The sequence below is a fragment of the Mesorhizobium sp. U510 genome, from assembly GCF_059180695.1.
This window is the reverse complement of the sequence record NZ_CP180532.1, coordinates 3396479-3418471: the sequence shown is the minus strand read 5'-3', so window position 1 is coordinate 3418471 and position 21993 is coordinate 3396479. Positions and strand designations below refer to the sequence as shown.

General features: G+C 63.8%; 18 protein-coding genes and 1 tRNA gene. 12 read left to right on the top strand and 7 right to left on the bottom strand.

Features of this window, described 5'->3' with window-relative positions; all coding sequences use genetic code 11:
• The first annotated feature begins 173 nt into the window (after positions 1 to 173).
• Both ACLGL5_RS18000 and ACLGL5_RS17995 read left to right on the top strand, forming a co-directional pair.
• Positions 174 to 530, top strand: coding sequence for a hypothetical protein (locus tag ACLGL5_RS18000; protein ID WP_010914922.1), 357 nt, complete (start codon positions 174 to 176; stop codon positions 528 to 530).
• Positions 531 to 661: 131 nt separating this feature from the next.
• A complete protein-coding gene (locus ACLGL5_RS17995) occupies positions 662 to 1051 on the top strand; it encodes a DUF427 domain-containing protein (RefSeq protein ID WP_019857019.1) in 390 nt (129 codons plus the stop codon).
• Positions 1052 to 1082: 31 nt separating this feature from the next.
• On the opposite strand, the gene ACLGL5_RS17990 is transcribed toward ACLGL5_RS17995, so the two are convergent.
• Together ACLGL5_RS17990 and ppdK are read right to left on the bottom strand one after the other, a co-directional pair.
• Positions 1083 to 1823 (bottom strand): polysaccharide deacetylase family protein, encoded by a 741-nt coding sequence (locus tag ACLGL5_RS17990; protein ID WP_027046625.1) that lies wholly within the window; start codon positions 1821 to 1823, stop codon positions 1083 to 1085.
• 208 nt (positions 1824 to 2031) lie between these two features.
• Positions 2032 to 4710: a pyruvate, phosphate dikinase gene (ppdK, locus tag ACLGL5_RS17985; RefSeq protein ID WP_069091693.1), complete on the bottom strand. Its 2679-nt coding sequence runs from the start codon at positions 4708 to 4710 to the stop codon at positions 2032 to 2034.
• Positions 4711 to 4934: 224 nt separating this feature from the next.
• On the opposite strand from ppdK, the gene ACLGL5_RS17980 reads away from it, so the two are divergent.
• The 3 genes from ACLGL5_RS17980 (at position 4935) to ACLGL5_RS17970 (ending at position 5963) form a co-directional block, all read left to right on the top strand.
• Positions 4935 to 5279: a VOC family protein gene (locus tag ACLGL5_RS17980; protein ID WP_038645446.1), complete on the top strand. Its 345-nt coding sequence runs from the start codon at positions 4935 to 4937 to the stop codon at positions 5277 to 5279.
• Between the two features lie 128 nt (positions 5280 to 5407).
• A tRNA-Gln gene (locus ACLGL5_RS17975) sits at positions 5408 to 5482 on the top strand.
• A gap of 112 nt (positions 5483 to 5594) precedes the next feature.
• Complete coding sequence (locus ACLGL5_RS17970) at positions 5595 to 5963, top strand: VanZ family protein (protein ID WP_069091692.1); 369 nt, start codon at positions 5595 to 5597, stop codon at positions 5961 to 5963.
• Between the two features lie 49 nt (positions 5964 to 6012).
• Here the strand turns inward: ACLGL5_RS17970 and smc are convergent, their stop codons facing one another.
• The 3 genes from smc to ACLGL5_RS17955 all read right to left on the bottom strand — a co-directional run bounded on the left by smc (position 6013) and on the right by ACLGL5_RS17955 (position 10996).
• Positions 6013 to 9471, bottom strand: coding sequence for a chromosome segregation protein SMC (smc, locus tag ACLGL5_RS17965; RefSeq protein ID WP_069091691.1), 3459 nt, complete (start codon positions 9469 to 9471; stop codon positions 6013 to 6015).
• Between the two features lie 117 nt (positions 9472 to 9588).
• On the bottom strand, positions 9589 to 10332 hold the full coding sequence (locus ACLGL5_RS17960) for a DsbA family protein (protein ID WP_069091690.1): 744 nt from the start codon (positions 10330 to 10332) through the stop codon (positions 9589 to 9591).
• Positions 10333 to 10486: 154 nt separating this feature from the next.
• Positions 10487 to 10996 (bottom strand): DUF721 domain-containing protein, encoded by a 510-nt coding sequence (locus ACLGL5_RS17955; protein WP_019857012.1) that lies wholly within the window; start codon positions 10994 to 10996, stop codon positions 10487 to 10489.
• Between the two features lie 55 nt (positions 10997 to 11051).
• Here ACLGL5_RS17955 and mutY point away from each other — a divergent pair, with 55 nt between their 5' ends.
• Positions 11052 to 12185, top strand: coding sequence for an A/G-specific adenine glycosylase (mutY, locus tag ACLGL5_RS17950; protein WP_083246677.1), 1134 nt, complete (start codon positions 11052 to 11054; stop codon positions 12183 to 12185).
• 10 nt (positions 12186 to 12195) lie between these two features.
• Positions 12196 to 12834 (top strand): HAD family hydrolase, encoded by a 639-nt coding sequence (locus ACLGL5_RS17945; protein WP_069091688.1) that lies wholly within the window; start codon positions 12196 to 12198, stop codon positions 12832 to 12834.
• Positions 12835 to 12874: 40 nt separating this feature from the next.
• On the opposite strand, the gene ACLGL5_RS17940 is transcribed toward ACLGL5_RS17945, so the two are convergent.
• Positions 12875 to 14008: a site-specific DNA-methyltransferase gene (locus ACLGL5_RS17940; protein ID WP_019857009.1), complete on the bottom strand. Its 1134-nt coding sequence runs from the start codon at positions 14006 to 14008 to the stop codon at positions 12875 to 12877.
• A gap of 176 nt (positions 14009 to 14184) precedes the next feature.
• Here ACLGL5_RS17940 and ACLGL5_RS17935 point away from each other — a divergent pair, with 176 nt between their 5' ends.
• Positions 14185 to 14874, top strand: coding sequence for an HAD family hydrolase (locus ACLGL5_RS17935; RefSeq protein ID WP_027046621.1), 690 nt, complete (start codon positions 14185 to 14187; stop codon positions 14872 to 14874).
• A gap of 53 nt (positions 14875 to 14927) precedes the next feature.
• On the opposite strand, the gene ACLGL5_RS17930 is transcribed toward ACLGL5_RS17935, so the two are convergent.
• Positions 14928 to 15653 (bottom strand): hypothetical protein, encoded by a 726-nt coding sequence (locus tag ACLGL5_RS17930; RefSeq protein WP_027046620.1) that lies wholly within the window; start codon positions 15651 to 15653, stop codon positions 14928 to 14930.
• Between the two features lie 129 nt (positions 15654 to 15782).
• Between ACLGL5_RS17930 and thrC the strand changes: the two genes are divergently transcribed.
• From thrC to ACLGL5_RS17910, 4 genes are read left to right on the top strand one after another with little or no spacing between them, the layout of a single operon-like run.
• Positions 15783 to 17180, top strand: a complete 1398-nt coding sequence (gene thrC / locus ACLGL5_RS17925) for a threonine synthase (protein WP_019857007.1) — start codon at positions 15783 to 15785, stop codon at positions 17178 to 17180.
• 14 nt (positions 17181 to 17194) lie between these two features.
• Positions 17195 to 18487, top strand: a complete 1293-nt coding sequence (locus ACLGL5_RS17920) for a M16 family metallopeptidase (protein WP_038645432.1) — start codon at positions 17195 to 17197, stop codon at positions 18485 to 18487.
• 14 nt (positions 18488 to 18501) lie between these two features.
• A complete protein-coding gene (locus ACLGL5_RS17915; protein WP_069091687.1) occupies positions 18502 to 19098 on the top strand; it encodes a GNAT family N-acetyltransferase in 597 nt (198 codons plus the stop codon).
• 3 nt (positions 19099 to 19101) lie between these two features.
• Complete coding sequence (locus tag ACLGL5_RS17910; RefSeq protein WP_069091686.1) at positions 19102 to 21990, top strand: EAL domain-containing protein; 2889 nt, start codon at positions 19102 to 19104, stop codon at positions 21988 to 21990.
• Positions 21991 to 21993 lie beyond the last annotated feature (3 nt).

The following is a 21993-nucleotide window of genomic DNA, read 5'->3' as shown; positions in this document are numbered from 1 at the left end:
TTTGGACTGCTGGGCATTCGTGCCACCGCGATGGCAGGAGGGTCGAAAACACTGCAGGCGCTACGGTGTCCTATCCCACGAATTGACTGGGAAATCCGCCACAATCCGGCCATCGTCGGCGTTAAGCTTCGTTAACGGGTAAAGGGGGCGATTGGCGACTGAAAGAGGTTCGCATGGACACGCAGCTCGACGACAAAGCCCTTGAGAGCACACTTGCCGAAAGCCTGGCCGATCTGGTGCCGGACGAAAAGACTGTTTCCGAAGACGAATTTGTTGAAGTTGTCGGCGGCGCGCTCGAAGCGGTCGGCGGCACGCTCCTGTTCAAGATGTGCGTCCAGAACGAGGGGGAAGGCCAGCACGTCGCGGCCGCATCCGTCGGCGCTGGAGGCAATCGCCAGTTCCTGCTGCTCACCTTGCCGACCGGCGGCGGCTCGCTGAAGGTCGAGACCGTTTCCAGGAGCAGCAACCCGGTTGCGGGCATCGCGGCCGCCTATGCCGGACTGATGGACGCATTCAAGACCGCCGCCTGAGCCACGGCTGCCACTCGAAGCGCTGCAGCGCCACGCCTTGGTGATTGGCGCGCCTGTTTTCGTGATGTGAACCCACCTTGCGCAACAGCTGTGCCCGCCACACTTTAAGGGGCCACGCAAGGAGAACCAGCATGGACAAGATCGCCAACCCGGCACCCGGCTTCCAGCGCAACCCCGACAAGATCATCACCATCGAACCCTATGTCGGCACCGTCACGGTGCGCGCTGGCGATACGGTCATCGCGTCGTCCACGAAGGCCAAGGTCCTGAGCGAAGCGCCCTATCCCGCCGTCTTCTACATTCCGTTCGCCGACATCGATTTCGACAGGCTGAGCGGCACCGAACACTCGACCCATTGCCCTTACAAGGGCGATGCCAGCTATTGGAGCGTGCTGCCTGCCGGCGAAGCCGGTCAGAACGCGATGTGGGCCTATGAGCGGCCTTTCGACGAAATGACCGAAATCCGCGACCACGGTGCTTTCTACGCCAGCAAGGTGACAATCGAAGCCACGCCGGGTTGAGTAGGGGTCAGTTCCAGCTCGTCCTGCGGAATTAGTCCGTGGTGCCGTGATTGCCTGTGCCGTCGGCATCGTCGAGGCGCACGAAGATCATGCCTTTGGCTTTCAGCGCCAGCAGGCCTTGCACCACGCCCTGGCCGGCGGCGTGGGTCGGCTGGTTGATGTGTGAGATGATGACGTCGCCGTCCTTGGCCGCGGCGATGCGCTTGGCGGTTTCCTTGGCGCCGAGCAGCGAACCGCCATCGCCATTGATCGAGAAGCCGGCAATCTTGAAGCCGAGCTTGCGGATCATCGCGATCGCCGAGGGGCTGTATTCGGCAGTTGCACCGCGGAACCATTTGGGCGTCGGCTCGCCGGTCCTGGCGAGTGCCGCGGCCCCCGACTCGACTTCGGCCAGCACGGCATCCGGGCTGCCGGCGCTCTTTATGCCATAGATCTTCTGTGGCGTGTCGACCGCCGGAATGTGGCGGCCGCCGTGATTTTCCAGTTCGAAAAGGTCTGGATGCGCCCGCATGATCTCGACGGCCGCGGCATTGCGCTTCAGCCAGATGCCGGTGACGAAAATCGTGGCGGGGATCTTGTTTTCCACCAGGGCCGAGAGAATGCGTGTGTCGGTCCGTCCGTCGCAAGCATCGAGCGTGAGCGCAACGCGGCCCGCTCCGCTCGCCGCGGGCTTGATGTGCAGCGTGGGCTCGACCAGCGTCGCGGCATGGGCGCTGGATACAGCCACCAACGACATGGCGATCATGCAGAGATGTCTTTGCAGCAGACGCATCAAACCGAATTCCTGATTGGCGATTTCAAGCCGGCATCCAAAGACCCGCATGAAGGCGGAAATCGGACGATGGATAGCAGAAAAATGCATGGCGCGGCAATTTGACTGCCCTGGTGCACGCGCCATTTCGGCAGCCTGACGAGCCGTTGCCCTTCAGACAGCGCGTTGCCGCTTCATCTCGGTGCGATTACGCAATGCCTTGATCTCCCTATCCGCGCCCCGCTTTCGCCACCTGTACCGCGGCCTGCGCGGCCGCCAGCCTGGCGATCGGCACGCGATAGGGCGAGCACGACACATAGTCGAGCCCGACCTCCTCGCAGAAGCGGATCGATGCCGGGTCGCCGCCATGTTCGCCGCAGATGCCGAGCTTGATGTCGGGGCGCGTCGCCCTGCCCTTTTGCGCGGCCATGCGCACCAATTCCCCAACGCCGTCGATGTCGAGCGAGACGAATGGATCCTGCTCGATGATGCCTTTCTGGCGGTAGGTCTCTAGGAACGAGGCCGCATCGTCGCGCGAGATGCCGAACGTGGTCTGGGTGAGGTCATTGGTGCCGAAGGAGAAGAACTCGGCTGTAGCGGCGATGACATGGGCGCGGATCGCCGCGCGCGGCAGTTCGATCATCGTGCCGGTGAGGTAGTCGATCTTGACGCCGCTCTCCTCCATGACGCTCTTGGCGACCGCATCGATGCGCGCCTTCACATAGTCGAGCTCCTTCACCAGGCCGACCAGCGGCACCATGATTTCGGGGACGACCAGCGCGCCGGCCTTCTGGCCGGCCTCGACGGCGGCCTCGAAAATGGCGCGTGCCTGCATCTCGGCGATCTCGGGATAGGAGACGGCCAGCCGGCAGCCGCGATGGCCGAGCATCGGATTGAATTCGTGCAAGGCCTCGGTGCGCTGCCTGAGCTTGTCGGGCGACACATTCATGACGGCCGCGACCTCGGCGATTTCGGCCTCGGTCTTGGGCAGGAATTCATGCAGCGGCGGATCGAGCAAGCGTATTGTCACCGGCAGGCCGGCCATGATCTCGAACAATTCCAGGAAATCCGAGCGCTGCATGGGCAGAAGCTTGGCAAGGGCGGCGCGCCGATCCTTTTCGGTGTCGGCCAGGATCATCTCGCGCATGGCGACGATGCGGGCGCCGTCGAAGAACATGTGCTCGGTGCGGCAGAGACCGATGCCTTCAGCGCCGAAAGAACGCGCCATGCGGGCATCGAGCGGGGTTTCGGCATTGGTGCGCACCTTCATGCGGCGCACGGCGTCCGCCCATTCCATGATGGCGGCAAAATCACCGGACAGTTCGGGCTGCAGCATCGCCACGGCGCCCTTCAGCACCTGGCCGTTGCCGCCGTCGATGGTGATGATGTCGCCCTTGCGGAAGGTCTGCCCCATCGAGAGCAGCGTGCCGGCCTTGTAGTCGACGCGCAGCGAGCCGGCGCCAGACACGCAAGGCTTGCCCATGCCGCGCGCGACGACGGCGGCATGGCTGGTCATGCCTCCGCGCGTGGTCAGGATACCTTCCGCGGCGTGCATGCCGTGGATGTCCTCGGGGCTGGTCTCGATGCGCACCAGGATCGCCTTGCGGCCCTGGGCCTTGAGATCCTCGGCATCGCCGGAGGAAAAGACGATCTCGCCGGTGGCAGCGCCCGGCGAGGCTGGCAGGCCGACGCCGATGACGTCGCGCGCGGCCTTCGGGTCGATGGTCGGGTGCAGCAATTGGTCGAGCGAGGCCGGATCGATGCGGGCGACGGCTTCCTCCTCAGTGATCAGGCCGTCCCTTGCCATTTCGACGGCAATCTTCAGCGCCGCCTTGGCGGTGCGCTTGCCCGAGCGGGTCTGCAACATCCACAGCTTGCCGCGCTCGATGGTGAATTCGAGGTCCTGCATGTCGCGATAGTGCTTTTCCAGGCTGTCGGAAATGGTGACGAAGGATTGGAAGGCGTCCGGCATCAGCTTCTGCAGCGACGGCTTGTCGGAACCGGCTGCGATGCGGGCGGCTTCGGTGATGTTCTGCGGCGTGCGGATGCCGGCGACGACATCCTCACCCTGTGCGTTCACCAGGAATTCGCCATAGAGCTGCTTTTCGCCGGTCGACGGGTTGCGCGTGAAGGCGACGCCGGTGGCCGAGGTCTCGCCCATATTGCCGAACACCATGGCCTGGACGTTGACCGCCGTGCCCCAGCTTTCGGGGATGTCGTGCAGGCGACGGTAGGTGATGGCGCGGTTGTTCATCCAGCTCGAGAACACCGCGCCGATGGCGCCCCAGAGCTGCTCCTGCGGATCCTGCGGGAACGGCCTGCCGAGCTCTTCCTCGACCTTGGCCTTGTAGAGCGCGATGACGCCTTGCCATTCGATGGCCGTCAGTTCGGTGTCGAGCTCATGGCCGAGGCTTGCCTTCTGGTCTTCGAGGATTTCCTCGAACACCTCGTGATCGAGGCCCATGACGACATCGGAATACATCTGGATGAAGCGGCGGTAGCTGTCATAGGCAAAGCGCGCATCGCCGGAATCGGTGGCCAGCGCCTCGACCGTTTCGTCGTTGAGGCCAAGATTGAGCACGGTGTCCATCATGCCCGGCATCGAGGCGCGAGCTCCGGAGCGCACCGACACCAGCAGCAGCTTCGAAGGATCGCCGAACCGGCGGCCGGTCAGCCGGCCGATGTGATCGAGCGCGACCGCGACATCGCCTTCCAGCCCCGCCGGATAGGCGCGGCCATTGGCATAATAGGCATTGCAGACCTCGGTGGTGATGGTGAAGCCTGGCGGCACCGGCAGGCCCAGGCTGCACATCTCGGCAAGGTTGGCTCCCTTGCCGCCCAGCAGATTCTTGTCGCCGGCACGGCCTTCCGCCGCACCATCGCCAAAGGTGAAAACCCATTTGGTCATGCTTTGCTCTCCGGTTGCAGGAGATTGGAAAGATTGGCGAAACGGAAAGTTCCACCCTGGTCCGACTTTGGAGCGATATGATGCTGCAGTGCGAAAGGCAAGCGCCGGCAGAGCCGTCCCGCCGCTACAATCGATTAAGAAAAGCCTCGCTTCGGCATGCGTCAAAAAGACTTGCCACCTCACCACTTGATGACTAGAACATAAAGGGAACAAAAAGGTGCCCCATGAAACTGACTGGAAAGCTCGACTATCTGGAAATGCCGGCGACCGGCGGCACGCTGGACCGGTTGAAGGCTTTCTACAGTGCCGCCTTTGCCTGGTCGTTCACCGACTACGGGCCGACCTATTCGGCCTTTGCCGAGGGTCTGGATGGCGGTTTTCAGGCGGATACCGCGGAAGCACCTGCCCAGCCACTGCCAGTGCTCTATAGCGACGACCTCGAGGAAACCCTCGGCGCGGTCGAAAGTGCAGGCGGCACGATCATCAAGCCGATCTTCCCGTTTCCCGGCGGCCGGCGCTTCCACTTCGTCGATCCGGCCGGCAACGAGCTGGCTGTCTGGGGAAAATAGCCTTCCCGAATGGGATCCGGTGGCATTTGTGGATTGCTCGATTTGGGCGTTCCTGCCATCGCTCATAACCATTGTGCTTTTCGGCTGCTCTGCTAATAACGCGCCGCACAAGCGACTCTGACGGCTATTGGGGCGTCGCCAAGTGGTAAGGCATCGGTTTTTGGTACCGACATTCCCAGGTTCGAATCCTGGCGCCCCAGCCATCCCATTGCCACCGGATGGTTGCGCCGCGGCCTGATCCGTGCTTGGCCTGGATCGTCCTGCGGCTCAAGGCCTCGGACCGATGTCAGCTCTCTTCGAAGATTGTTGGAGCAGATGAACTTTTATTCGGTGGCCATATCGACCGCCTTTATCGTCACGCTCGTTGCGGTTCTGGCCCTCGCACTACTGCCAGTGCCCGAGCTTCAGGAATTCGGGTTCGATATCGGTTTCGAAAATGACAGGGTCAATCACGCCAGCGCATTCGCCACCTTGGCTGCTCTTGGAGCTCTTGGCTGGCCCAGGCGCATAGTCACGCTGGTCATTTTCCTGGCGCTGGTCGGGGCCGCCATCGAAGTCCTTCAGGGCACGACGCTGATAGACCGCGATCTCGACATGTTCGACTGGGTTGCCGATTGCATCGGCATTGCGGGCGGCCTCGTGGTCGCGCTGTGTGTAAATTGGGTCATGCGCCGCAAAGGCTGATAGCCAACCGCACCCTGCTCTGCTGGCCGGAGCCGCCAATCCGAACGCTTCAGCTCGCCTCGCGCATCGCCTCGGCGGCCTGAAGGTCGACGGAAACGAGCTGGCTGACGCCCTGCTCGGCCATGGTCACGCCAAACAGCCGGTCCATGCGTGCCATGGTGATCGGATTGTGGGTGATGATGACGAAGCGCGTCTCGGTGGTCTTGGCCATCTCGTCCATGAGATTGCAGAAGCGCTCGACATTGTGATCGTCGAGCGGCGCGTCGACTTCGTCGAGCACGCAGATCGGCGCCGGGTTGGTCAGGAAGACGGCGAAGATCAGCGACATCGCCGTCAGCGCCTGCTCGCCACCGGACAGCAGCGTCATGGTCTGCGGCTTCTTGCCGGGCGGGCGGGCAAGGATTTCAAGCCCTGCCTCGAGCGGATCGTCGGACTCGATCAGCTGCAATTCCGCCGTGCCGCCGCCGAACAGATGCGAGAACAGCCGCTGGAAGTGGTTGTTGACCACATCGAAGGCGGCGAGCAGCCGCTCGCGGCCTTCGCGGTTGAGGCTCTGGATCGCCTGCCGCAGCTTGCGGATCGCCTCGATGATATCCTCGCGCTCGGTAACGATCGCTTCGAGCCGGTCGGAGAGCTCCTTCTGTTCTTCCTCGGCGCGCAGATTGACGGCGCCGAGCCGTTCGCGCTCGATCTTCAACCGGTCAAGCTGGCGTTCTATCTCGGCCATTTCGGGGATCGGGTCGTCGGCTTCCAGGCCGGTATGGCGGATGACCAGATGCGGCGGCGTGTTCAGCGTTTCCTGGATACGCGCCTCGACCTCGAGCCGGCGCTCGTCGGCCGCCGTCAGCCTTTCCTCGGCGCGGGCACGGGTCTCACGCGCCTCGGCCAGCGACTGGATGGCCGATGTGGCTCCCTTGTCCAGTTCGGCCTGCCGGTTTTCCGCTTCCTGCAGCCGGTCGGCGGCCGCCTTGCGCAAGGTCTCGGCCTCGGTGAGCTGCGACAGCAGCGCGCGCCGCTTGGCATCGATCTCATCGGGCGCATCGGCCAGCCGTTCGCGCTCGGCCTCGGCCTCGGCCTTGCGCTCGCCGAGCGAGGCGATCTGGGTCGAGGCGTTTTCGGCGCGTACCAGCCAGTTGCTGCGCTCGGCACCGATGGCATCGAGCCGGCGCGTCCGCGCCTCGGCCTCGCGCCGCAGCCCTTCATGGACGGCCCGCGCGTCGGCAAGCGTGGCGCGGTCGCGGGAGACATTGGCCGAGGACTGTTCAAGCTGCAATTGCAGGTCGCCGAGATCGGGCGCGTCCTGCAGCAGCATTTCGGCCTCGACGAAGGCCGCCGAGGTTTCCTCATGGCTGTCGACGATGCGCGCGCGCGCCTCATCGAGTGCCGCGCGCCGGCTCGCCAGCTCGCCGCCGGCCTTTTCGGCCTCGGCCAGCGCATTGCGGGCCGCATCCAGCCGGTGCTGAGCGTCGCGTCCAGCCTGGCGCGTGTTGCGTTCGGCCTCGCTTGCCTGGCGAAGCGCCTGCTCGGCCCGTGCTAGCGCATCCTCAGCCTGGCGCAGCACAAGTGTCGCTTGCACTGCTTCGGCATCAAGTTCGGCAAGCCGGTTCTTCTGCGCCAGCCTTTGTGCGGCCGCCGTCGGCGCATCGGCGCTGGCGGTCAGGCCGTCCCAGCGCCAGAGCGCGCCTTCACGGCTGACCAGTCTCTGGCCGGGCGCAAGCAGCGCCTGGAGCCGGCGGCCGTCAGCGGCCTCGACGATGCCGATCTGCGCCAGGCGGCGGGCAAGCTGCGCCGGGGCGCGAACCACGCTGGCCAGGCTCTTGATGCCTTCCGGCAGTGCCGCGTCGCCCGGCTGGATCTGGCTTTCGCCCCAATGCGCCGGCGCGCTGCGGTCGAGCGGCACGTCGAGGTCTTCGCCAAGGGCAGCACCCAGCGCCGTCTCGAAGCCGCGCTCGACACTGATTTGCTCCAGTACCGAAGGGAAGAGATCGCCACTGGCGGCATTGAGGATCTTGGCCAGCGTGCGTGCTTCGGTCTCGATCCGCGCCAGTTCGGCCCTGGCGTCCTGAAGCGGCGGGCGGGCAGCGCTTTCGGCGGCTCGAGCATCGATGACCGATTGTTCGGCCTGCGCCACGGCGGCTTCGGATTCTTCCAGCAGCGCCATGGCCTGTTCGACCAGCACGCGCTTTTCGGCCGGATCCGGCAGGCCGGCGACCTTGGAGAGGATATCCGACAATTCGCGGTCGACCTCGGCGAGCTGGCGGGCGAAGCGGTCGCGGCGCTCGGCCGTTTCGCGCAGCGTGCGCTCGATCTGATGGCGCGAAGCGGCGGCCTCGGCCCGTTCGGCGGTCAGCGCGGCAAGCCTGGCTTCGCTTTGCGCCAGCGTCGATGCCGCCTGTTCGAAAGCCGCGCGGGTGGTGGCCTCGCGCTCCGCGGCGCCGGCGTTCTCGGAATTCAGGGTAGCTTCTTCGGTGCGCAGCCGTTCGAGGACATCGGCATTGTCGCGCACCATCCGCTCCTCGCGAGCGATGTCGCCGTCGAGCTGCTGCAGGCGGCGCTCGATTTCGGCCTGGCGGTTGCGAATGCGTCCGGCTTCCTCCTCGATCTGCGACCTGGCGATCGACAGGCGCTGGAAGGCGGCGGCGGCGGCGGCTTCCGCGTCGCGCAGATCGGGCAGGCGATGAGCGCTGATGCCCTGCTCCTTGGCCGCGTTCATCTGCGCGGCGGCGCGGTCGCCGACCAGTGCCGTGGCAACAGCCAGCGCGGAACGTGCCTCGCCTTCCTGTGTCTTGGCGAGCGTCCAGCGCAGATGCAGCAATGTCGCTTCGGCCTTGCGGATATCGGCCGACAGGTTCTTGAAGCGCGAGGCCTGGCGCGCCTGGCGCTTCAGGCTTTCGATCTGGCTTTCCAACTCGCCGACGACGTCGTCCAGGCGTTCCAAATTCTGTTCGGCCGCCTTCAGCCGCAGTTCCGCCTCGTGGCGGCGGGTGTGCAGGCCGGAAATGCCGGCGGCCTCTTCGAGCAGCGCGCGGCGCGCCTGCGGCTTGGCCTGGATCAGTTCACCGATGCGGCCCTGCCCGACCATCGACGGCGAGCGCGCGCCAGTCGACTGATCAGCGAACAGAAGCTGCACATCCTTGGCGCGCGCTTCCTTGCCATTGATGCGGTAGAGCGAGCCGGCCTCGCGCTCGATGCGGCGCGACACCTGCAACTCGTCGGCATCGTTGAACGCAGCGGGCGCCGAACGATCACTGTTGTCGAGGAAAAGCGTGACTTCGGCGGTGTTGCGGGCGGGCCGCGTGCCTGAACCGGAAAAGATGACGTCGTCCATGCCGGACGCGCGCATGTTTTTGTAGGAGCTTTCGCCCATCACCCAGCGCAACGCCTCGACAAGGTTCGACTTGCCGCAACCGTTCGGCCCGACAATACCCGTGAGGCCGCGTTCGATGACGAACTCGCCGGGCTCGACGAAGGACTTGAAACCGAGGAGGCGAAGGCGCGAAAACTTCATTCGCGCCGCCCCGCAAGCGGGTTCCCCAAAAGTGTTCCGCGGTTTTGCGAATAGAGCCCGCGACAAGGCAAATGGATGGGCACGCCGAAGCGCTGCCGCTTCAGCGCTGCGCGAGCGTCAGAGCAGAGGGTCGATGATGGCCGACATTTCCTCAATCGACATCGCCCCTTTGTAGGTCTTACCGTTGATGAAGAAGGTCGGTGTCGAGTCGACCTTGAATTCATTGGCGCCGCGCTTCTGGACCGATCTCACATCGTCCAGAAGTTTCTGGTCCGTCAAGCAGGCCTCGAAGGACTCCTGTGTAAAACCGGCGAGCTTCGAGATTTGCAGCAGCGCATCCTTGGTGTTCGACACGCCAACCCAGTTCGCCTGCTGCCTGAACAGCACGTCCACCATCGGGAAATAGTTGTCCTTGGCGCAGCGCGCCAGCATGAAACCGGCTTCCGCGCTCGGGTCGAACGGGAATTCGCGCAGGATATAGCGTGCCTTGCCGGTGTCGATGTACTTCGTCTTCAGGTCCGGGAAGGTGGTTTCGGCGAAATGCGCGCAATGCGGGCAGGTCATCGAGGCGTATTCGACGATGGTGACCTTGGCGTCATCCTTGCCGAGCTGCTTGTCAGGCAGCGCGCCCGGCTTCAACAGTTCTGCCATATCGACATTGCCCTGGGATTCGGGAACCTTGGCGGCAGCCGGCGTGGCGGGCTTTGCGGGAGCGGCCGGATCCGCGGGCTTCACATCCGCCGCCTTGGCCTGCTCGCCGGAGTCGCTGCAGGCGGCAAGCAGGGCCACCGCCGGAATGGCGGCCAGCGAAGACAGGACGTTTCTGCGAGACAGACTTTTGCCGAACGGAGGACAGTTCATACGAATCACCTGACAAGGGTTGAATTTTGCAATGCAAAGGCACGAAAAGGCGAGAGTTGGCGCGAATTAAGGCATCTCCATCCCCAATCCAATCGTGAAACCTGACAAAGGCGATCACGAATGCGAGATGTTGACGACAAATCCATGACTGTCTTCAAGGGGTTTTTGACTTCCTTTCACCCAAAATGGTTGCGCCAAGCCTTTCCAGCGAGGCGCGCAGCCCGTCATCCTCGATCAGTTCGACCGTACTGGACAGTCTGGTCTGCTCCGCCGCCGTCAACGGCCTGAAGGTCGGTTTAGGCCGTCCCTTGTCCGTCGTCACCGGTTTTTGCACGATCCTGATGCGGCCTATTGCCGTAAAGCCGAGGAAAGCGTTGACCCGGTTGATGATCTCGCCGGTCTCGTGCTGCAGATGAAGTGCTGCCATGCCTTCGCAGGCAATGACCAATACCGCCGGCTCGAACGGATCGTCCTCATGCAGGCGGCGTGGCCATTGAATTTTCTCAGGCCGCGAGCGGCTGGCCAGGCGCGGCCCGGCGATCTCTTCCCAGGACTGGACAAGACCAATCGAGATGCCTGCCCGTTTGCGCAGCACCGGGTCGAGGATTTTGGTGGCAAGATCGCTCACCGGAACGGGATTGCCGTAGGGCGTTCTCCCTGCCATGTACGTTCTCCAGCCGCGACCCCAGCAGATTACCGGCAAGGCCAATACACGATCAATGGCACCAGCAGACCAGACCCGCAAGACCCAGGCACGCAAGGCCCAGACACGCAAGGCAATGCCGGACGATACCGCGTCGCGCCTGCTCGCCTGGTACGACGTGCATCATCGCGAGCTGCCGTGGCGGGTGAGCCCGCGCGAGCATGCACGCGGCGTGCGGCCCGATCCCTACCGCATCTGGCTGTCCGAAGTCATGCTGCAGCAGACCACAGTCGAGGCGGTGAAATCCTATTTTCGAGCCTTTGTCGAGAAATGGCCCGATGTCGAGGCACTGGCCGCGGCGCCGACCGAGGACGTGATGAAGGCCTGGGCCGGGCTCGGCTATTACTCCCGCGCCCGCAACCTCAAGGCCTGCGCCGATCTGGTGGCGGCACGCGGCGGCCGGTTTCCCGACACCGAGGCCGGTTTGAGAGACCTGCCCGGCATCGGCGCCTACACTTCGGCGGCGATCACGGCGATCGCTTTCGACCGCCCCGCTGCCGTGGTCGACGGCAATGTCGAACGCGTCGTATCGAGGCAGTTTTCGATCACCACGCCGCTCAGCGAAGCCAAGACCGAGATACGCGCCCATGTCGAGGCCATGGTGCCGGCGGCGAGGCCGGGCGATTTCGCCCAGGCGATGATGGATCTCGGCGCCACGATCTGCACCCCGCGCCGGCCGCGCTGCATGCTGTGCCCGCTGCGCGAGATCTGTAGTGCCGTCGTTTCGGGCGACCCTGAAAACTTCCCGGTGCGGCTGCCCAAAGCCGACAAGCCGCAGCGACGCGGTGCTGCTTTCGTCGCCATGCGCGAGGACGGGGCCATACTTCTGCGAAAACGGCCGGACAAAGGTCTGCTCGGCGGCATGACCGAGGTGCCGACAACGGGCTGGACCGCGCGGGTGGACGGAGCCACCACGCAGGCGGCGGCGCCCTTTCCCGGCGACTGGCGGCGCGCGGGGACAATCACGCATGTCTTCACCCATTTCGCGCTCGAGCTCGAAGTCTTTCACGCCCACATCAAAGGTGATGCGCCGGCTGGGCATTTCTGGTCGCACGCCCACGAGATTTCCGGGGAGGCCCTGCCCACTGTCATGAAAAAGGCAATCGAGGCTGCGATACCCGGCGCGACGAAAAAGCAACGCCCGCATTGAAAGAGGCTTCATGACCGAGATCCGCCACATCGTTTTCGACATCGGCCGCGTGCTGATCCACTACGATCCAAACATTCCGTTCAGCCGCCTCATCCCCGATACCGAAGAGAGAAAGTGGTTCTTCGACAATATCTGCACGCATGACTGGAACATCGAGCAGGATCGCGGCCGGAGCTGGGAAGAGGCGGAGGCGCTGCTGATTGCGGACTATCCCGCCCATGCGGAAAACATCCGCAATTTCCGCCGCCAGTGGCACGACATGGTGCCGCATGCCTATGACGACAGCGTCGCCATCATGCTTGGCCTGATCGAGAGCGGCCATGATGTGACCATGCTGACCAATTTTGCCTCCGACACTTTGGCGGAAGCCCGCGAACGCTTTGATTTCCTCAATCGGCCACGCGGGGTGACCATCTCCGGCGAGATCGGCAAGATCAAGCCGGATCGTGACATTTATGACCATCACGTGGCTGCGTTCGGGCTCGAACCCTCGGCGACGCTGTTCATCGACGACAGCCAGAAGAATGTCGACGGCGCCAAGGCCGCGGGCTGGCAAGCCGTGCTGTTCACCGATGCCAGGACGCTTCAAGCAGATCTTGAACGCTTGGGAATCAAGGCGCGATCTGAATCGCTTGCGGCGATGCGCTGAGATTTTGATTCAACGCAATACGCGATAATTCGGCAGGGGGTCAGCCCCCTGCCCGCTCCATGCCGAGACGGGCGATGCGGCGCAGTTCGTCGATCGGGGTCAGCCCGCCGCTGCGCTCATAATGCCAGAAGGTCCAGCCATTGCAGGCGTCCAGCCCCTGCACTTCGGCGCCGATCTTGTGGATCGAGCCGGCGCTGTCGCCGATCGCCACCGTGCCGTCGGCGCGCACCTTGGCCGCCCAGCGCTTCTTGGCGTCGTACAGCGTGACGCCCGGCTGCATCAGCCCGGTGTCGAGAAGGCTGACGAAGGCGACGCGCGGCTCGGCGCGCTTGCCGGTTAACACCGTCAGATCAGCATCCTCCAGCGGCCGCACCGCATCGATACGCTCGTTGGCGGCGTCGATATAGGCCTGCTCGCGCTCAATGCCGACGAAATGGCGACCAAGACGCTTGGCGACCGCACCTGTCGTGCCGGAGCCGAAGAAGGGGTCGAGCACGATGTCGCCGGGCTTGGTCGAGGCCATCATGATGCGGGCGAGCAGCGCTTCCGGCTTCTGCGTCGGGTGCAGCTTGTCGCCATTGTCGTTCTTCAGCCGCTCGCCGCCGGTGCAGATCGGGAACAGCCAGTCGGAGCGCATCTGGATGTCGTCGTTGGACGCCTTCAGCGCCTCGTAGTTGAACGTATAGCCCTTGCCCTTCTGGTCCCGGGAAGCCCAGATCATCGTCTCATGCGCGTTCTGAAAACGGCGGCCACGGAAATTCGGCATCGGATTGGTCTTGCGCCAGACCACGTCGTTGAGGATCCAGAAGCCCAGATCCTGCATCTTGGCGCCGACCCGGAAGATGTTGTGATAGGAGCCGATGACCCAGATGGTGCCGTTGGGCTTCAGCACGCGGCGCGCCGCCAAAAGCCAGGCCCGGGTGAAGGCGTCATAGGCCTCAAAATTCTCGAACTGGTCCCAATGATCGTCGACCGCGTCAACCTTGGACTGGTCGGGCCGGTGCAGATCGCCGTCGAGCTGCAGATTGTAGGGCGGATCGGCGAAGATGACGTCGATCGACTTTTCGGGCAGGCGGTCGAGAGCCGCGACGCAGTCGCCCTTGAGGATCGTGTCCAGCCATTCGGATTGCTGGGGAGCGTGGGACAACTCGTGGAGAAGACGCACGGCAGACATTTTTACACCCAAGGCACGCGTTACTGTTTACTCCCCGTTATGGTTACCGATCAGCGTAAATATTCGGTGAAGGCCGGCGCGATCGCCTGCCAGGTTTGCGAAGGCCGGGCCATTGGTGTATGCCGCGCCGCCTGAGGCCTTCCTGGCCGCTTCATCCTTTCTTTGTCCGGATCACCATGCCCCAGCCAGACCTTGTCATCTTCGATTGCGACGGCGTGCTCGTCGATTCCGAAATCATCGCCGCGCGGGTCGAGGCCGAGCTGATAACGCTCGCCGGATATGAAATCTCGGCCGAGGAGATTGCCGAAAGCTATGCAGGCCTGACGTTCAAGGACATACTGATGCGGATCGAGGAGAAGTCCAAGATTCCGTTCCAGGCGTCGCTGATCGACCGCGCCGAAGAGCTCGTCGACCGCAAACTGCGCAGCGATGTGCGTGCCATCGAGGGCGTGCGCGAGGCGGTCGCCTCGGTCACGGCGCAACGCTGCATCTGCTCCAACTCACGCTCGGAGCGGATAGAATTCATGCTGGAGAAAGTGCATCTGCTGACCTTCTTCGCCGGCCGCATCTTCTCGGCACTGGAAATACCGAGCAAAAAGACCAAACCCGCGCCGGACGTGTTCCTGTTCGCGGCGGAAAGACTCGGCGCGAACCCAGCCAACACTTTCGTCATCGAGGATTCCGTGCACGGCGTCGCCGGCGCCAAGGCAGCCGGCATGCGGGTGATCGGCTTCACCGGCGCCAGCCACAGCTACCCTGGCCATGCCGACGCGCTGACCGAGGCCGGCGCCGAAACGGTGATCCGCCGCTGGGCAGAGCTGAAAAGCGTGATCGCGGCGCTTTCGGAATGGTCGGCCGACGCCTGAGCACCGTGCGCCGCCACGCACGTTGCCCTTAAAGTATCAGGACTAGACCCCGACTAGTTTGTCGCCGCGGCCCTCTTCCTGTGGGTCTTCTTCGGCTTGTCCGTCGCCTTCGGCGCGGTTTCGTCATAGCCGGCATAGACCTGATAATCCTGCGCCGTCGGTGCCGGCACGACGACATTGGAATCGGTGAAGACGAACTGGGTGGCGACCGACGGATCGGTGACCTGGACCTGGTACTGGTGAATCTGCGAATAGAGCACGTCGGTGCCGTGCATCACCGCGGTGCGGATCGGCATGGTGATGGTGCCGGGCGTAAACTTCGCTCCCGGCACGATCTTGCCGGCAACCGCTATCTTCATCGTCAGCTGTCCGTCGGCACGGCTGCAATCGCGGGTCACGTCGGAAATCGACGCCTGGTAAATGATCCTCGCGGAATCATCAGGCGGTGTGGCAGCGGCGGCGTCAGCCGCGGCCTGCGCCGCGGCATCCGCGGCGGCGTCGCCGGTCTTCTTGAGCTTCGGCTTGGCCTTCTTGACCTCGTTGGCATAGGTGTTGAAAAAGGCCGTGCCGTCGCGCACCGTCACCCGCGGGCAATAGGCGTTCAGCTGGCTGGCCAGAATCTTGGGATCCTGCGGAGGCGGAGGCGCCGTCGGGTCCTTCTTGCCGAAACCGAGGTTAAGGATGCCATTGTCGCCCGATTGGCAGCCGGCGGCGGCGAGCATAAAGCCGGTGAGCGCAAGACCCGCCAAAAAGCGGCCACTTGATGTACGAAACGCCATGAAACTGCACTTCCCTCTCGTAAAGCTGGTGACGTATATCAACGGCGCGGCAAAAATGCGACTGGAGCCGGCACAGAAATTAACCACCTTGTGGTGAACGGAAAAGCCAAGCGGCAACGGGACTGAGATATGCAATATGTGAGTACGCGCGGGGAAGCACCCGCGCTTGGATTTTCCGATGCCGTGCTGGCGGGGCTGGCACGCGATGGCGGGCTTTACGTGCCGCGCGAGTGGCCGCAGTTTTCAGCTTCCGATATCCGTGCCATGCGTGGCCTTGCCTATCCCGATCTCGCGATCCGCGTGCTGTCGCCGTTCCTTGGCGGCGAAATTCCGGCGCCGGTCTTCGAGCGCCTGGTGCGCGAAGCCTATGCCACGTTCCGTCACGAGGCGGTCTGCCCGCTTGTCCAGACCGGCCCCAACACGTTTGTCCTCGAACTCTTCCATGGGCCGACGCTGGCATTCAAGGATGTGGCGATGCAGCTGCTCGCCCGGCTGATGGACCATGTGCTTGCCGAACGCGACCAGCATGCCACCATCGTCGGCGCCACGTCAGGCGACACCGGCGGCGCGGCGATCGACGCCTTTGCCGGGCGCAGCCGCACCGACATCTTCATCCTGTTCCCGCATGGCCGCGTTTCGCCGGTGCAGCAGCGGCAGATGACGACGTCGAAGGCGGAAAACGTCCATGCGCTAGCGATCGAAGGCAATTTCGACGACTGCCAGGGGCTGCTCAAGGACATGTTCAACGACCACGCCTTCCGCGACCGGGTGGCGCTGTCGGGGGTCAATTCGATCAACTGGGCGCGCATCATGGCCCAGATCGTCTACTATTTCTCCTCGGCCCTGTCGCTCGGCGCGCCGGACAGACCGGTGTCGTTCACCGTCCCGACCGGCAATTTCGGCGATATCTTCGCCGGCTATGCCGCCAAGAAAATGGGCCTGCCGATCGAACGGCTGGTCATCGCCACCAACGACAACGACATATTGGCGCGCACTTTCGCCACCGGCGAGTACCGCACCAAGGGTGTCTTTGCGACCACTTCGCCTTCGATGGACATCCAGGTTTCGTCGAATTTCGAACGCCTGCTGTTCGAAGCCTCCAACCGCGACGCGGCGACCGTGCGACGCTACATGGACGGCCTGAAGCAGTCCGGCGCCTTCACCATTGAAGCCCGTGAAATCAATGGGATGCGGTCGGAGTTCGACGCCGGCCGCGCCACCATGGACGAGGTCGCCGCCACCATCCGTTCGACGCTCGCGGCCAGCAATTACCTGCTCGACCCGCACACGGCGGCAGCCGTGCATGTCGCGGCTGGCAAGGCGGCAAGCGCCGTGCCGATGGTGGTGCTGGGCACAGCGCACCCGGCCAAATTTCCGGCCGCCGTCGAGGCCGCCAGCGGCGTCTCGCCGGCCCTGCCCGCATGGCTAGGCGGATTGATGACATTTGAGGAAAAATACACGGTACTTCCATCCGACCTGAAAATGGTGGAAGATTACGTCAGCCGCCGCGCGCGGGCGGCGCGTTAGGGAGTACGAACCATATGGGTGTTGAGGTAAGCCGTCTGTCGAACGGCCTGACAGTCGCCACCGAAACCCTTCCAAGTATCGAATCGGTTGCCTTGGGTGCCTGGGTCAAGTCCGGTGCCCGCAATGAACGTGACGAAGAGCATGGCATGGCCCATCTGCTCGAGCACATGGCGTTCAAGGGCACGAAGCGACGGACGGCCTTCGAAATCGCATCGGAAATCGAGGATGTCGGCGGCGAGATCAATGCCGCCACCAGTGTCGAGACCACATCCTACTACGCCAGGGTGCTCAGCGACGACGTGCCGCTGGCCGTCGACATCCTCGCCGACATCCTGCAGGAGTCCGAATTCGACCCGCAGGAACTCGAGCGCGAGCAGCACGTCATCCTGCAGGAGATCGGCGCCGCCCACGATACGCCAGACGATATCGTCTTCGACCGTTTCACCGAGACGGCCTTTCGCCACCAGACCATCGGCCGCTCGATCCTGGGCACGCCGGAAACCGTCAAATCCTTCACCTCCAAGCAGCTGCACGATTTCATCGAACGCCAATATGGCGCCGAACGGATGGTGATCGTGGCTGCCGGCGACATCAAGCACGACAATTTCGTGCGCGAGGTGGAGAAGCAGCTCGGCGGCTTCCGCAGCAAGGCCGACAGCACCATCCCGCAATATGCGCAATATGTCGGCGGCGATTTCCGCGAGGACCGCGACCTGATGGACGCGCAGATCGTGCTGGGCTTCGAAGGCCGCGCCTATCACGTGCGCGATTTCTATGCCTCGCAGGTGCTGTCGATGATCCTCGGCGGCGGCATGTCGTCGCGCCTGTTCCAGGAAGTCCGCGAGAAACGCGGCCTGTGTTATTCGGTCTATGCCTTCCACTGGGGCTTTTCCGACACCGGCATTTTCGGCGTCCACGCCGCGACGGGCCAGAGCGACATCGCCGAACTCGTGCCTGTCATCATCGACGAGCTGCAGAAGGCCGGCGAGAACATCCTGCAGGAAGAACTCGACCGCGCGCGCGCGCAGTATCGCGCAGGGCTGATCATGTCCGCCGAAAGCCCGGCCAGCCGCGCCTCGCAGATCGCAAGGCAACTGCTTTTATTCGGCAGGCCGATCGCGAAGGAGGAATTGATGGAGCGCCTGTCGGCGCTGACGGTGGGGCGGCTGACAGACCTGTCGTCGCGGATGTTCTCAACCAAACCGACGCTCACCGCTGTCGGGCCCGTGGGTACGCTGGCACCATATGAGGCGATCCTCGATTCGCTTCCGGGCACGCAGACCACGGCCCGCAGGCTCGCCGTCTAAGTCCCCCAAGCGCCGTGTTCGCGCTCCCTTTCTTTCGCCGTGACCTGCCGGCGCTGAAGGGCAATCTCGTCACGTTGCGCGTGCCATACACCAATGACTATCGGGAATGGTCGACGCTGCGCGGCGAAAGCCGCGCCTTCCTGGAGCCGTGGGAGCCGCGCTGGACCCCCGATGAACTCGACCGCACGGCATGGCGCCTGCGCATCAGCCGCTACCGCGAAGATTATGCGCAGGGAACCGCGATCGCCTTCTTCATCTTCGAGAAGTCGAGCGGCAAGCTGGCCGGCGGCATCACGCTCGGCAACATACGCCACGGTGTCTCGCAAAGCGGCCATGTCGGCTACTGGATCGGCGAGCGCTTCGGCGGCCGCGGCCTGATGACCGACGCGGTCAAGGTCGTGGCCCGGTTCGCCTTCGATACGCTGAGGTTGCACCGGATCGAAGCCGCCTGTATTCCCGACAACATTCGATCGATCCGCGTGCTTGAAAAAGCCGGATTCCGGCGCGAAGGACTGTTAAGATCTTATCTCAGGATCAACGGCATCTGGCAGGACCATTACCTCTACGCCCGGATCGCGGACGATCCGCTGGACGCAGGAACGAAGGGCTGATTTTTGACGAATTTCCTGCGAAACGGGCCGCTGTTCGCCTTTGTCCTCGCGGCAATCCTGACGCTGTGCGCGGCTTCGTCGGCCTTTGCCGTCGAACCGATCAAGATTGCCCGCGACGACGTCGCGCTCGACCTGTCGCGCGCCTTCGAGATCTACCGCAACCAGGGTGAGAACTTCCAGGTATCGACCGCGCCCGGGCCTGACGGCATCGTGCGGCGCATCGAGGTCGAGGCCAATGACGCGCGTTCGACCGGCGACTGGGCGGTGTTTGCGCTGGCCAACACCACCGACCAGCAGCTCGACAGGTTGATCGTGGCGCCGCATTTCCGGCTGGTCAATTCCGGCATCTTCTGGCCCGATCTCGGCGCCACCCGCATTGCGGCGATCACGCCCAGCGAGGGCTTCGCGCTCGACCGCCAGACCAGCCCCGACGCCGATGTGTTCCGGGTGACGCTGAACCCGGGGACGGTGATCACCTTCATCGCCGAACTCGCCTCGCCCAAGCTGCCGCAGGTCTATCTGTGGGAGCCGGAAGCCTACAAGGACTCGGTCAACTCCTACACGCTGTTTCGCGGCATCGTCATCGGCATTGCGGGCCTTCTGGCGCTGTTCCTGACCATCCTTTTCGTGGTCAAGGGGACCTCGATGTTCCCGGCAACCGCGGCCCTTGCCTGGGCGGTGCTTGCCTATATCTGCGTCGATTTCGGTTTCCTCAACAAGGTCATCGAAATCTCGCCCGGCAACGAGCAGATGTGGCGAGCTGGAACGGAGGTGGCGCTTGCGGCGACCTTCGTGGTCTTCCTGTTCGCCTATCTCAACCTCAACCGCTGGCACGGTCACTTCAGCTATGGCGCGCTGGTCTGGATCCTCGGGCTGGTGCTGATTGCAGGCGTGGCCATCGTCGATCCGGCGGTCGCCGCAGGCATCGCCCGCATCTCCTTTGCCGCCACCGCATTGACCGGGCTCGGCCTGATCATCTTCCTCGGGATTCGTGGCTATGACCGCGCCATCATGCTGGTGCCCAGTTGGGTCATGGTGCTGCTGTGGCTATGCGGGTCGTGGATGGCGATCACCGGCATGCTCGACAATGACATCGCACAGCCGGCGCTCGGCGGCGGGCTGATCCTGATCATTCTGCTCATCGGCTTCACCGTCATGCAGCATGCCTTTGCCGGCGGCGCGCTGCATCAGGGGCTGTTCTCCGACCTCGAACGCCAGGCGCTTGCGGTTGCCGGGTCGGGCGACACGGTGTGGGACTGGGACGTGCTGCGCGACCGCGTCGTTACCAAGCCCGATGTCAGCATCCAGCTCGGCCTGGCGCCCAACAGCCTTGGAGGTGCTGCGCGCAACTGGCTGCCGGTGCTGCATGCCGACGACCGCGACACGTTCCGCACGACGCTCGACGTGGTGCTTGAGCACCGGCGCGGCCGAGTGGCGCAGAATTTCCGCCTGCGCGGCGCCGACGGGCACTACCACTGGTTCGCCTTGCGGGCGCGGCCGGTCATCGGATCGGACGGTGAGGTCATCCGCTGCGTCGGCATCATGGTCGACGTCACCGAGCAGAAGAAGTCCGAGGAGCGGCTGCTGCACGATGCCGTGCACGACAATCTGACCGGCCTGCCGAACCGCGAATTGTTCATGAACCGGCTGGAAGCGATCATCTCGATCGCCCGCACCGAAGAGAAGGTGCGTCCGACCGTCTTCGTCATCGACATCGACCGTTTTAAGCAGGTCAATGACGGGCTCGGCATTTCGGCCGGCGACACCATCCTGCTCACCATAGCGCGCCGCCTGCACCGGCTGTTGAAACCGAAGGATTCGCTGTCGCGCTTTGCCGGCGACCAGTTCGCGCTGATGCTTTTGTCCGAACAGGACCCTGCCCGCATCGCCGGCGTGGCGGACGCCATCAAGCATGCGATCAACAACCCGATCACCTTCGCCAAGCGCGAGATCGTGCTGACCGCCTCGATCGGCCTGATCACCTGGACCTCGGCGCAGACTTCGGCCGAGGACATGGTCAAGGACGCCGAGCTTGCCATGCACCAGGCCAAGCGTTTCGGCGGCGACAGGATCGAGCCGTTCCGCCCGGCTTTCCGCACCGTCGGCACCGACCGGCTGCAGTTCGAATCCGACCTGCGGCGCGCCATCGAGCGCCGCGAATTCACGCTGGCCTACCAGCCGATCGTGCGGCTGGAGGACGGCAGCGTCGCCGGCTTCGAGGCCTTGCTGCGCTGGGACCATCCGCGCCGCGGCATGATCCCCCCGGCGGATTTCATTCCGGTCGCCGAAAGCTGTGGGCTGATCGTGCAGCTTGGGCTGTTCGCCATGCAGCAGGCCGCCGAGGACCTGGCCGGATGGCAAAAGCAGATCGGCGACGCGCCGCTGTCAGTCTCGGTCAATTTGTCCAGCCGCCAGCTGATCCGCCGCGACCTGGTCAGCGATGTCCGCTCGGTCATCGCGCGGGCCAATCTGAAGCCGCGCTGCTTCCGGCTCGAGCTCACCGAGTCCCTGGTGATGGACAATCCCGAGCAGACCGCCCATGTGCTGACCAAGCTGAAACAGCTCGGCATCGGCCTGTCGCTGGACGATTTCGGCACCGGCTATTCATCGCTCGCCTATTTGACGCGTTTCCCGTTCGACACGATCAAGATCGACAAGAGTTTCGTCGATGACAGCACGCCGAAGCGCGCTGTGCTGCTCAAATCCATGGTCAACATGGCGCATGAACTCGGCCTGTCGGTGGTCGCCGAGGGCATCTCGGACGAACGCGATGCGCTGGAATTGCGCCAGATGGGTTGCGAATATGTGCAGAGCTTCATGTTCGGCGCGCCGATGCCCGGCGACCAGGTGCTGAAGACGTTGAAGGAGCAGTATCCGCTGACGCAGGCTTAGAGG

Excerpts from the sequence above, each read along its gene's own strand:
- ACLGL5_RS18000 (WP_010914922.1), top strand. The coding sequence starts at position 174 with ATGGACACGCAGCTCGACGACAAAGCCCTTGAGAGCACACTTGCCGAA.
- ACLGL5_RS17995 (WP_019857019.1), top strand. The coding sequence starts at position 662 with ATGGACAAGATCGCCAACCCGGCACCCGGCTTCCAGCGCAACCCCGAC.
- ACLGL5_RS17990 (WP_027046625.1), bottom strand. The coding sequence starts at position 1,823 with ATGCGTCTGCTGCAAAGACATCTCTGCATGATCGCCATGTCGTTGGTG.
- ppdK (WP_069091693.1), bottom strand. The coding sequence starts at position 4,710 with ATGACCAAATGGGTTTTCACCTTTGGCGATGGTGCGGCGGAAGGCCGT.
- ACLGL5_RS17980 (WP_038645446.1), top strand. The coding sequence starts at position 4,935 with ATGAAACTGACTGGAAAGCTCGACTATCTGGAAATGCCGGCGACCGGC.
- ACLGL5_RS17970 (WP_069091692.1), top strand. The coding sequence starts at position 5,595 with ATGAACTTTTATTCGGTGGCCATATCGACCGCCTTTATCGTCACGCTC.
- smc (WP_069091691.1), bottom strand. The coding sequence starts at position 9,471 with ATGAAGTTTTCGCGCCTTCGCCTCCTCGGTTTCAAGTCCTTCGTCGAG.
- ACLGL5_RS17960 (WP_069091690.1), bottom strand. The coding sequence starts at position 10,332 with ATGAACTGTCCTCCGTTCGGCAAAAGTCTGTCTCGCAGAAACGTCCTG.
- ACLGL5_RS17955 (WP_019857012.1), bottom strand. The coding sequence starts at position 10,996 with ATGGCAGGGAGAACGCCCTACGGCAATCCCGTTCCGGTGAGCGATCTT.
- mutY (WP_083246677.1), top strand. The coding sequence starts at position 11,052 with ATGGCACCAGCAGACCAGACCCGCAAGACCCAGGCACGCAAGGCCCAG.
- ACLGL5_RS17945 (WP_069091688.1), top strand. The coding sequence starts at position 12,196 with ATGACCGAGATCCGCCACATCGTTTTCGACATCGGCCGCGTGCTGATC.
- ACLGL5_RS17940 (WP_019857009.1), bottom strand. The coding sequence starts at position 14,008 with ATGTCTGCCGTGCGTCTTCTCCACGAGTTGTCCCACGCTCCCCAGCAA.
- ACLGL5_RS17935 (WP_027046621.1), top strand. The coding sequence starts at position 14,185 with ATGCCCCAGCCAGACCTTGTCATCTTCGATTGCGACGGCGTGCTCGTC.
- ACLGL5_RS17930 (WP_027046620.1), bottom strand. The coding sequence starts at position 15,653 with ATGGCGTTTCGTACATCAAGTGGCCGCTTTTTGGCGGGTCTTGCGCTC.
- thrC (WP_019857007.1), top strand. The coding sequence starts at position 15,783 with ATGCAATATGTGAGTACGCGCGGGGAAGCACCCGCGCTTGGATTTTCC.
- ACLGL5_RS17920 (WP_038645432.1), top strand. The coding sequence starts at position 17,195 with ATGGGTGTTGAGGTAAGCCGTCTGTCGAACGGCCTGACAGTCGCCACC.